9 protein-coding genes are annotated in these 10,123 nt (G+C 69.8%); 3 read left to right on the top strand and 6 right to left on the bottom strand.

What is annotated here, in order from left to right:
* Nucleotides 1-88 precede the first annotated feature (88 nt).
* Entirely contained in the window at nt 89-1,513 is a 1,425-nt protein-coding gene (locus ACFWWR_RS38910; protein ID WP_384308420.1) for a family 43 glycosylhydrolase, read from the top strand.
* Nucleotides 1,514-1,742: 229 nt separating this feature from the next.
* Nucleotides 1,743-1,889 carry a hypothetical protein gene (locus ACFWWR_RS38915; protein ID WP_384308400.1) on the top strand — a complete coding sequence of 49 codons (147 nt, stop codon included), beginning with the start codon at nt 1,743-1,745 and terminating at the stop codon, nt 1,887-1,889.
* A gap of 478 nt (nt 1,890-2,367) precedes the next feature.
* Here the strand turns inward: ACFWWR_RS38915 and ACFWWR_RS38920 are convergent, their stop codons facing one another.
* Genes ACFWWR_RS38920 through ACFWWR_RS38945 form a run of 6 tightly spaced genes read right to left on the bottom strand, consistent with a single transcriptional unit; the run spans nt 2,368 to nt 8,891 of the window.
* Nucleotides 2,368-3,312, bottom strand: a complete 945-nt coding sequence (locus tag ACFWWR_RS38920) for a carboxymuconolactone decarboxylase family protein (protein ID WP_383876143.1) — start codon at nt 3,310-3,312, stop codon at nt 2,368-2,370.
* On the bottom strand, nt 3,309-4,253 hold the full coding sequence (locus tag ACFWWR_RS38925; RefSeq protein WP_384308403.1) for a Gfo/Idh/MocA family protein: 945 nt from the start codon (nt 4,251-4,253) through the stop codon (nt 3,309-3,311). The genes ACFWWR_RS38920 and ACFWWR_RS38925 overlap by 4 nt, the downstream gene beginning before the upstream one ends.
* Nucleotides 4,250-5,479 carry an Ldh family oxidoreductase gene (locus ACFWWR_RS38930; protein ID WP_384308406.1) on the bottom strand — a complete coding sequence of 410 codons (1,230 nt, stop codon included), beginning with the start codon at nt 5,477-5,479 and terminating at the stop codon, nt 4,250-4,252. The genes ACFWWR_RS38925 and ACFWWR_RS38930 overlap by 4 nt, the downstream gene beginning before the upstream one ends.
* Nucleotides 5,476-6,912 (bottom strand): M20/M25/M40 family metallo-hydrolase, encoded by a 1,437-nt coding sequence (locus ACFWWR_RS38935; protein WP_383876148.1) that lies wholly within the window; start codon nt 6,910-6,912, stop codon nt 5,476-5,478. The genes ACFWWR_RS38930 and ACFWWR_RS38935 overlap by 4 nt, the downstream gene beginning before the upstream one ends.
* Nucleotides 6,905-7,864, bottom strand: a complete 960-nt coding sequence (locus tag ACFWWR_RS38940) for a sugar phosphate isomerase/epimerase family protein (RefSeq protein ID WP_384308409.1) — start codon at nt 7,862-7,864, stop codon at nt 6,905-6,907. Before ACFWWR_RS38940 ends, ACFWWR_RS38935 begins: the two co-directional genes overlap by 8 nt.
* A complete protein-coding gene (locus ACFWWR_RS38945) occupies nt 7,854-8,891 on the bottom strand; it encodes a hypothetical protein (RefSeq protein ID WP_384308412.1) in 1,038 nt (345 codons plus the stop codon). Before ACFWWR_RS38945 ends, ACFWWR_RS38940 begins: the two co-directional genes overlap by 11 nt.
* A 654-nt stretch (nt 8,892-9,545) precedes the next feature.
* On the opposite strand from ACFWWR_RS38945, the gene ACFWWR_RS38950 reads away from it, so the two are divergent.
* Nucleotides 9,546-10,085: an EF-hand domain-containing protein gene (locus tag ACFWWR_RS38950; protein WP_383876153.1), complete on the top strand. Its 540-nt coding sequence runs from the start codon at nt 9,546-9,548 to the stop codon at nt 10,083-10,085.
* Nucleotides 10,086-10,123 lie beyond the last annotated feature (38 nt).

The raw sequence follows: 10,123 nt of genomic DNA on the forward strand, positions 1-10,123 counted from the left end.
TGAACTGTCGATGCGTTCCCACCCCCAGCTCCAGTCCCAGAGGGAGTAGTCCGTGAGACCTGCGCTCACCCGTCGAACGGTCCTCGGCATGATGGCCGGCTCGGCCGCCGCCACCTTCACCGGCGTCTCCGCCGGTACCGCCCACGCCGCCGTGCCCGCGTCACCCGGCGTGACGTACACGAACAGCATCGCCGAGCAGCGGGCCGACCCGCACATCTGGAAGCACACCGACGGCTTCTACTACTTCACCGCCACGGTGCCGGCGTACGACCGCATTGTGCTGCGCCGCGCCACCACGATCCAGGGGCTCTCCTCAGCCACCGAGACGACCATCTGGACCAAGCACGCCAGCGGTGCGATGGGCGCCCACATCTGGGCTCCGGAGATCCACTCCATCGACGGCAAGTGGTACATCTACTTCGCCGCCGGTGACGCCAACAACATCTGGAAGATCCGGCCCTACGTCCTGGAGTGCACCGCCGCGAACCCGATCACGGGCGCCTGGACGGAGAAGGGGCGTATCGCGCTGCCGCTCGACACCTTCTCCCTGGACGCGACGACCTTCGTCGTGAACAGCACCCGCTACCTCGCCTGGGCGCAGAACGACCCGGCCGTCGGCTCCGGCACCAACATCTACCTGGCGCAGATGTCCAGCCCCTGGACCATCACCGGCACTCCGGTCATGCTCAGCCGGCCGACCGCCTCGTGGGAGACCGCCGGAGGACAGACGGTCAACGAGGGCCCGGCCGTGATCCAGCGGAACGGCAAGGTCTTCATGACCTTCTCGGCCAGCGCCACCGACGCCAACTACTGCATGGGCATGCTGACGGCCTCCTCGTCGGCCAACCTGCTCAGCGCCTCGTCCTGGGCCAAGTCCGCCGGCCCGGTCTTCGCCAGCAACGCCGCCACCAGCCAGTACGGTCCCGGCCACAACCAGTTCACGGTCTCCGAGGACGGCAAGTCGGACATCCTCGTCTACCACGACCGCAGCTACAAGGACATCAGCGGCGACCCCCTCAACGACCCCAACCGCCGCACCCGCGTCCAGAAGATCTACTGGAAGGCCGACGGCACACCCGACTTCGGCATCCCGGTCGCCGACGGTCTCACCCCGATCCGGCTTTCCTCGTACAACTTCCCCGACCGGTTCATCCGGCACTGGGAGTTCCGCGCCAAGATCGAGCCGAACGTCTCCCCGCTGGCCGACTCGCAGTTCCGGGTCGTCACCGGTCTCGCCGGCAGCGGCACCGTCTCCCTGGAGTCGGCCGACTTCCCCGGCTACTTCCTCCGCCACAAGAACTTCGAGGTGTGGGTGGAGAAGAACGACGGGACGGCCCAGTTCCGCAGTGACGCCTCCTTCACCGCCCGGGCCGGCCTCGCTGACTCCGCCGGGGTCTCCTACGAGTCGTACAACTTCCCGGGCCGCTACATCCGCCACTACGACTACCTGCTGCAGGTCCAGGCTCTCAGCACGGCGACCGACCGGGCCGACGCCACCTTCTACACCCAGTAAGCCACAGCCCCGGCCCGTTACCCCCCAGCGGCTCCGACCGCACCGGCCGGAGCCGCGCCCCACCCGCACTGAGGAGAGCCTCCTGTGAACACTTCCGACCGGGACAGATCACTGTGACGACTAGGCTTCGGCGCTTTCGATCAGAACTGGCTCGTAACTGTTAGGGCTCCGCTGTCGCCTGAGGCGGCCGCCACCCAGCCCCACCCAGCCAGGCGTTGACTCGGCCAGTGTGTGGCTGCTCAAGACCGTCGGGTTGAGACGACTGCTCACCCTGACCGTCGACCAGGTGGCGGAGCGCCTGGAGAACCGCTTCGCCCCGCTCACTGGCGGTACCGCACCGCCCGCCCCTCCCCGGCAGCGCACCTGCGCGCGTTGATCGACTGGAGCTACGAGCTGTGCACTCCCAGCCGAGCGGCTGCTGTGGAACCTGCTGTCGGTGTTCGTTGGTGGCTTCGGCTTGGACGCGGCCGAGGGTGTGGGTGCGGGGGAGAACGTTGCGCGCCAAGATGTCTTCGGCTTGCTCGATCGCCTGGGGGCACAGTCGGTGGTCCTCAGCAACGAGTGCAATGGACAGCCTCGTTGCTGGAGACCGTCTGCCAGTACGGCGCGCAGAAGTTCGCGGAGTCCGGCGAGGAACAGCATGTCCGGCGGCTTCATTACGACTTCTGCCGCTCTCTCGCTGAGCGGATCGCCGACTCGGCAGCCAGGCCACTCGCTGGTGAGAACAGGACGGCGGCGACAAGGTTGAGCAGTGCCTGGAGTGCTCTATCTGTTCGCGCCGCCCTGCCGTGGCCTTGGCCTTGCCATGGACGGCATGGCGTACGCGCCCCGTCGAGGGCGGCTCCTCCAGTCGTTCAGCGGTCGTCCCCGTCAGGTTGCTGTGAGTCGGCCACCAAGCGGGTGCTGACACCGATTCGGTTCCAGGCGTTGATGGTGGCGACCGTCATGACCAGCGCCGCCAGTTGCCGGTCGTCGTAGTGGGCGGCGGCTTCGTTCCACACGTCGTCGGGCACTCCCTCCGCGTCGAGGCGGGTAGCGGCGTCGGTCAGCGCGAGCGCGGCACGTTCGGCCTTGCTGAAGAAGGGGGACTCGCGCCAGGCCACGAGGGAGAACAGTCGTTCGTCTGGTTCTCCGCCGTTCCTGGCGCGGCCACTGTGCAGGTGTACACAGAACGCGCAACCGTTGAGCTGACTTGCCCGCAGCTTGACCAACTCGCGCAGCGGCGCCGGCAGCGAGCTGGACGAGAGGTGTTCCTCCAAGCCCAGCATGGCCTGATAGGCAGCGGGCTCCAGCTCTGCGAGGTTGATACGTGGGTTCACGGGTGCTCCCGGTGATCGGTTCGGCGGGTGTCCGCCGCGCGGGATCGGATTGCTTGCGGGCGGGTGCGGCACATGAACCCGCTGCTCGAACCTGACCCCGACTTCGGGGGCGAGACCGAGCTGCGGGCCGGTGAGCCGTTCAGGCGCCGAAATGAGGATGTTGTAGTGGTTCGGGAAGTGGCAGGCGTCGAATCCCAGAACCGTCCCCACCAGGTCCCCGTCAGCCCAGACCTCGTCGCCCCGGTCGATGACGCCGGCGCATCCGATCTCCACGAAGCCCAGGAATCCGACTCGGTCGATCCGGGCGCCGACGGCGGTCTCCGTGTGGTCGGTGGTCACCAGCTCATGCACCTCACCACGGCGGACACACCGGCTCGCGAATTCCTCCAGAGTCATCCCCCGGTCGTCACGCCGGTGGGTGAGGACCTTCACCAGGTGCCCGTACACGGCGCGTTTGGCACCGTCCTCTCCGGGTGTCACGGGCGGCGTACCTCCTGTTCGGGGTGGGGTCGGCTGCGGCCTTCGTAGGCGTACGTGGCGGCCACCAGCTCCAGGGCGGCCAGACCGTCAGGGTCGTTCGTGCGGCGGCCGGACAGGACGTCGGTGAAGTCCCGTAGTACGCCCACGTATTCGTGCCACAGGGACCCTTTGAACTCCGGATGGCCCGCGAGCATGTCGGCACGGTCGACGGTCCCGTCGGCAAGTCGCACCTCCACCGTCTTGCGCTCGCCGGGACAGGACCAGTCGAGCACCACCCGGGCCGCCGCGCCGGACGAGGCGGTCAGCAACACCCGCGCCTGCCGGTCGACGCCCTGCGTGTCGCGGTGCACGGTGGCCTCGGTCACCCGGACATCGCCGAGGAACAGGCGAACGAGATCGAACGCGTTGGGCCCGTTGTCGGCGACGCAGCCGCCCCCACAGCGCTCCGGATCGAGATACCAGCGGTCCCGGCCGGCGTGTTCCTCGATCGTCTCCTCGTAACGCACCGTCAGCGACGCGATCGGCGCCCCGGAAGCGATGCGTTCGCGGAGCGCGTTCACCTCCCTGTTGTAGCGGCGGTGGAAGGAGGTGAACAGCACGGCGCCGCTCTGCTGGGAGAACTGCGCGAGATGGTGGCCGTCGAGCGGATGCGTGGCGAGCGGCTTCTCCACGCATACCGCGCGTCCTGCCGCCAACGCGTCCCTGCATACCGGGTAGTGCAGGTCGTTGGGCACGTTGACCACCACGGCGTCCAGGTCCGCGGCCCGCAGCAGCTCGCGGTGGTCGCGGTAGCGCGGCACCTGTGCTGGTGCGACGGCGAGCCGGGTCTCGTCGGCGTCGCACACCGCCACCAGCCGTGCGCACGCGGCACGTTCGAGTGCGGCCAGGTAGAAGCGGGAGATGACGCCGAGGCCGATGAGGCCGATGCGGGGGAGCGTCATGCCAGGCTCCCCGCCTCTGTGGGCCGCACAGGCGCCGGGAAGCTGAGACCGCTGTCCCGGGCCAGATCGAGCATCTCCCGGTGCAGGGCCGGCTCCAGAGGGACGCCGTGAGCGCGCCGGTCGCGAGAGCGGGCATCCTCCGGCCAGCCGGGATAGCGCACCGGTTCGTCCGCTCGGACCGGTGGGCAGCCGAGGAGGGCACCGAACAAGGTGGCCGCGTCGGTGCGGAACTCCGCCTCGGGCCTGAGGCGCCCGGGGGCGATGGCCAGCATGAAGTAGCCGATGTCATCGTCAGGGCCGGCCGGCTCCGCCTTTCCCTCCTGCGGGCCGACTCCGGCTCCGGGGACGAGTGCGGACAGTACCTCCACCAGAAGGCCCAGACCGAAGCCCTTGTAGGCACCGCTGTCAGGGTCACCGCCGAGCCAGCGCAGGTGCGCCTGGCCGCGGTCGAAGGCGGCCGGGTCGGTCACCGGCGCGCCGTCGTCGTCCTGCAGCCAGCCCACAGGCACGCTCTGCCCGGCACGTGCGGCGGCCCGGACCCTGCCGGTGGGGGCAACCGTGGTGGCCATGTCCAGGACGAACGGCGGTCGGTCGCCGGCCGGGGCGGCCAGCGCGAGCGGATTCGTGCCGAGCATGAGGGCCCGTCCGCCGACCGGGCGAACGATCCGCTGTCGGCCGCAGTTGGCGGTGACCAGGCCCACCATGTGGTGCCGGACCGCGCGCAGGGCATGGTGGCCCGCGCAGCCGAAGTGCGTGGCTCCCCGCACAGAGACCATGCCGACCCCGTATTGGCGGGCGCGCTCGACCGCCAGGTCCATCGCCTCGGTGGCGGCCCACAGCCCGAGTGCCCGGCGGGCGTCGAGGAGCACCGAGGCACCGTGGTCGGCGACGATCCGCGGCTCCGCCCGCGGGTCACATCGGCCCGCGTCGAACAGCGGCAGGTAGAGCCGGGTGAGGTTGGTGATGCCGTGACTGGTGAAGCCCGTCAGGTCGCCGTGGCACAGTGCCTCGGCGGCGGCTCCTGCGCGGTGCTCGGGCAGTCCCCTGGCGAGGAAGACCTCGGTCACGAAGGTGACGAGGTCCCGGTACGGCACCCGTACGCCGATGTCGCCGTCAGCGCCGGAGGCCTGGGGCGGGACGACGCACGGTCCGGAACGGGGCGTCACGGCAGTCGGGGCGGTCGCGTCTGCCGACGCCGTGGAGGTGGTGGAAGCCGTCGAGGTCATCGGGGAGGGGTCCTGTCCGCGGCCGCGCCCGGCGCGGCAGCTGAGTGAGTGTGACATTCTTCGTCGGCACCGTCGTCTGGCGGCGCGTGGCGGACTCGGGCGACGAGAATGCGGGCGATCTCGTCGGCGTACCGGTCCAGGTCGTCCAGGTCGACGTACTCGCCGGCGGCGTGCGCGTGGTTGGTGTCCAGGTCGCCGGGGCCGAGGACCGCCGTGTAGCTGTCGGGTACGTCCTCCATCCAGATCGCGTCGCAGGTGAAGGCCGGCTCCTCGTCGGGCCAGCGCGCCAGGCCCGCATGTCGTTCCAGCAGTTCTTCGGCCCACGGCGCGCGGCCTCGGCCGTCCAGCGCGGGTAGACCGCGTTTGTACCAGTGCAGGGACGTGATCCGTGTCGCGTCAAAGGCCGTCCTGGCCAGGTCGGGGACACCGGCGGCCCCGGAGGCGAAGTCGGCGAGTGCCTCGCGCAGTGCCTGCTCCAGCGCGGCCTCGGCGGCTCGGCCGGCCGGCCGTGACCCGTAGGAGATGTTGAGCAGCAGCCGGCCGGTGCCGTACACCCGGTTGTGCCGTTCGCCGGTGTGCAGTCCGGCCACGCACACCCTGCTGTCGCCGATCCGCGGCGGCAGGGCGCGGGCCAGGAAGTTGCTGATGTGCCCCAGCAGTACGGTCGCGTTGTGACCGGCCTCGGGGCGATCGTCCACCGCGTCCTCGCCCTCGACGTGGATCAGGGCCGTCATCGACGCAGTCGAACGGGGCAGGAAGCGGTGCCCGGTGGGTTCGCAGAACAGGTTCAGCCCGCCGGTGAACCCGTCCTCCACCAGCGGCCTGGTGCCGAACGTACCCATGGCACCGCCTTCTTCACCTGCGACTGCCTGGATGAGCACACCGACCCGGCTGCCCAGGGCCGGCTCGGCAGCGCGAGCGGCCCGGATGCCGGCGAGCAGGGCGACGGCGGGGCCCTTGGCATCGATCGCTCCCCGGCCGGTGAAGCGCCGACCGTCGAAGTGGGCCGGCCACCAGCCGGCCACCGTGTCCAGGTGGACGTTGAACATCACCGTGTCCCGCCGCGGGAGCTCGGGGCCGAGGCGCAGCACCAAGCTGGGCTGCCGGGCCAGGAACGTCTCGTCCTGCGCCGCGTTCCGGACCGTCAGCGGCACGTCGTCCCGGCGCAGCGCTGCCGGTTCCGGCGGGGCGTGGCGCAGAATCCTCAGACCGAGCGTCGCGGCGGCCGCCGCATAGGCCCGGCCGGCCTCCCAAAGGCGCACGGCGGGACCGTCGGTGCCGGACTCCAGCGGCCCGGCCGTGGGAGTGCCGAGCAGATCGAGCAGCAGGTCGTGATCGGCTGGTGTCAGCCGGGCGGGCAGCGACAGGGCCGCGGGAGGTGACAGGGCGGCGGAGTCGGACGGGGAAGGAGGCCGGTCCGGGACGTCAACCATGCCGCCCCCCACCGGCGGACGTCCGGGCAGACCGGGTTTCCTGCCGAACGAGCCGTTCCAGGCACCGGCCGTAGCGGACGAACGCCGCCACACCGTCGGTGCCGGTGGTGTCCTGGTCTTGGTGCGGCCGCAGGTGCGTGTGCGGTTCGATCGACCAGGCCCCGGTGTAGCCGTGGTCGATGAGGGCCCTGAGGCAGGAGCGCACGCCGGACTCCCCGTCCCCCGGCAGGGTGTACGTGACCTGGCCGCCCGGCCCGGTCCGGGCGTCCTTGACGTGCACGTGAGCGACGTGGTCGATGATCTCGTCCAGCAGCGCGCGGGCGTCGTAGCCGTAGGGCACCCCGTTGCCGATGTCGAACAGCAGCCGCAGCGCCGGGCCGCCGGCGCGGTCGAGGAGCTGCCGTATCCGGTCGGCCCGGCTGCCGGCCCAACCGCTGCAGTTCTCGTGCAGCAGCACCAGCCCCTGCTGCTCGGCCTGCCGGACCAGCAGGGCCATCCGGTCCAGCGCCCGTTTGCCCCACTCCTGTTCGTCCAGGCCGGCGTTGGGATAGGACATCACCCGGACGTACCGCGTGCCCAGGGTGGCGCAGCGCCGGGCCAGCTGCCGTAGCTCCCTCGCATCGTCCTCGAAGCGACCGGTGATCGGGCGGCTCCAGTTGGCTATCCGGGAGTCGACGCAGACGACGTCGAGACTGACTGCCGCGATCCGGTCGGCCAGGGCGGCGAAGGCCCGGTCGTCCAGGTCGGCGACCGCGACGCCGTCGACGTTGCGCAACTCGATCGCCTCCCAGCCGAGTTGGCACAGTGCGTCCAGTTGCCCGGCGAGATCCGCCGCGGCCTCGTCCCCGATGCCCGCGAAACGGATGCCGGGAGCCGCCCGTCCGCTCGGGGCGTCCTCGGTCACCCCGCACCGGGGCTGCTGGGGACCCGCTCCGGGAAGGTCAACGCCCATGCGCGATCGTCTCCTTGCGAGGGTGCGTGTCACCGGCGGGAGGCGCGGCCGCCAGCCGTTTCGCCTCGTCGAGCAGCTCGACCGTCCGCACATGCAGACCGAGGTCGTCGGCACCGGCTCCATCGCCGCCATCGGCGAAGCCGCGGTAGGCATGTGTCAGACATGCCGTGAGCGAGTCGTCACGGAGGACCTCACGCGTGGTGTGGCCATCACGTGTGATCTCCAACTGCGCGAAGTCGTCGTCCTGGCCGACCGCGTAGTGCCCGACGACGCTTCCGTCCTCCATACCGAGGACGATCCGCCGCTGACGTACCGGTGCGGACAGGTCGGACAGCACCTCGCTGCGGACCCCACCCGCATGCAGCAGTTCGAGGTGCGCACCGCCCATGCGCGGCACCGTCGTCGTCCCCACCCGCAGGTCGGTGCTGCGCGCGCCGCGCAGCTGCGCGTCACCCAGGAGGCGCAGGAGGACGCCTACCGCATGCGGCGCCTCCACGTCGAAAGCGGAGGTGTGACTGCTGCTGCCCAGGGAGCGCCGGAACCTGGGCTTGTGCTGGGTGACGGACACGGAACGCACGGCGCCGAGCCTCCGGTCGCCCACCACCTGCAGGAGACGCCGGGTCAGCGCGCTGTGCAGCCAGGGCGCCACGACGGACAGACGCAGGTCGTGTTCCCCCGCGAGCCGCAGGATCCACCGGAGCATGTCCCGGTCACCGGCCAGCGGTTTCTCCGTGAGAATCCGTGAGAACCCGAGTGCGGCGACCTCGCGGAGCACCTCGGCGCGCACTGCGGGTGGAGTGCACAGATGGACGACGGTACGCGCCGGGTCGAGTAGATCGCACGCTCGGCGCAGAGAGTCGACGGTCAGCAGATCCCGCTGCTCGGCACGGGCGGTGTTTCCGGGATCCACTCCCACGATCGGGTGATCGGCGAAGGTGCCCAGGACTTGGGAGCGGGCACGCAGCAGCACCGGCACATGCAGTCCCAGGCCCGCGCGGCCCAAGCCGACGATCAACGTGCACAGCACGGCTCGACCCCCCTCGTACACCTTTTCTGAACGTCGCACATGGGTGTGAATTCGCACGCGAATATCGCGTCGAGTGAGTTAGGAAAAGGTTGGCGGATCGGCTCGAAAATCTTCTGCATACCCATCCCGTCTTCCCCTGAAACGCGCGCGACATGTTTCCAGAATGTGCGGCGAAAGGGGGCGCAGGTTGCGTTATCGCGGCCTCGAGGCATCGTATCCGATGGTGGGCGTCCGTGGGTTTGCTTGCCACTTCTGCAGTCGACGGGAAGATGGCCGAAATGCATGTCGAGGGGGGCTGCGGTGTGCAGCCGGCCCGGCCTGTGCGGTCCCAGGAGGACGATTCCGGTTTCGCGGCCGAACCCACGGTCGAAAACAATCGGCCGTGTGGAGGTGCTCGGCATTGCGGGAAAAATGTTTCTGCGGTCTTCCGCTCGTCGCCCGCTCCGTTGACAGGCCTCGATGTTGCCAGTACTCATGTAACTTGCAGCGAGGCGTTGGATGTTCGCCTCGCGTGGGCCGGTCGATCGCCTGGACCTGTGCTCGACTCTTCAATTCTCTCTCGGGGATTCCGGAATAGTCGCTCTTTCGGTGTCCCATGGTTTCGGGTGCGAGACAGCCGGTTTTCACCGCAGCTTTTCGACAACGAGGAGTGAGATGTCCAACAAGACTGCCCAGGCCGAGCGTCTCCGACAGCGCTTCGCGCTGTACGACACCAACGGGGACGGACGTGTCGAACGCGGCGACCTGGAGGCGGAGGCCCGGCGCATCGTCGAGGCCTTCGGTGAGCCGGAAGGCTCCCCCAAGGCTCAGGCGCTGCTGCAGGCGTACCCGCACATGTGGGACTACATGATGGAAAAGGCCGGCCTGAACGCCGGTCAGGCCCTGTCGGTCGAGGAGTTCGTCGAGATCGCCGACGCCCAGATGCTGAGCCAGGGCGCGATCGGCTTCAGCAACATGCTCCGGCCCAGCATCCGCGCGATGGTCGACCTGTGTGACGTCGACGGCGACGGGCAGGTCAATCCGCAGGAGTTCCGGAAGTGGCTCGGCGCCATCGGCAACGACCGGATCGACGCGGACGAGGCGTTCAGCCAGGTGGACGCCGACGGAAACGGGCAGCTGTCCGTCGACGAACTCGTGGCCGCGGTCGGCAAGTACCACGCGGGCGAGCTCGACGCCCCGCTCCTGGGTGTCTGAGCCGCGGACCGACGGCAGGGGTCGCTCCGAGCGCGAGG

Origin of the sequence: Streptomyces sp. NPDC058678, from assembly GCF_042714835.1 — a bacterium.
Taxonomy (GTDB): Bacteria; Actinomycetota; Actinomycetes; order Streptomycetales; family Streptomycetaceae; genus Streptomyces.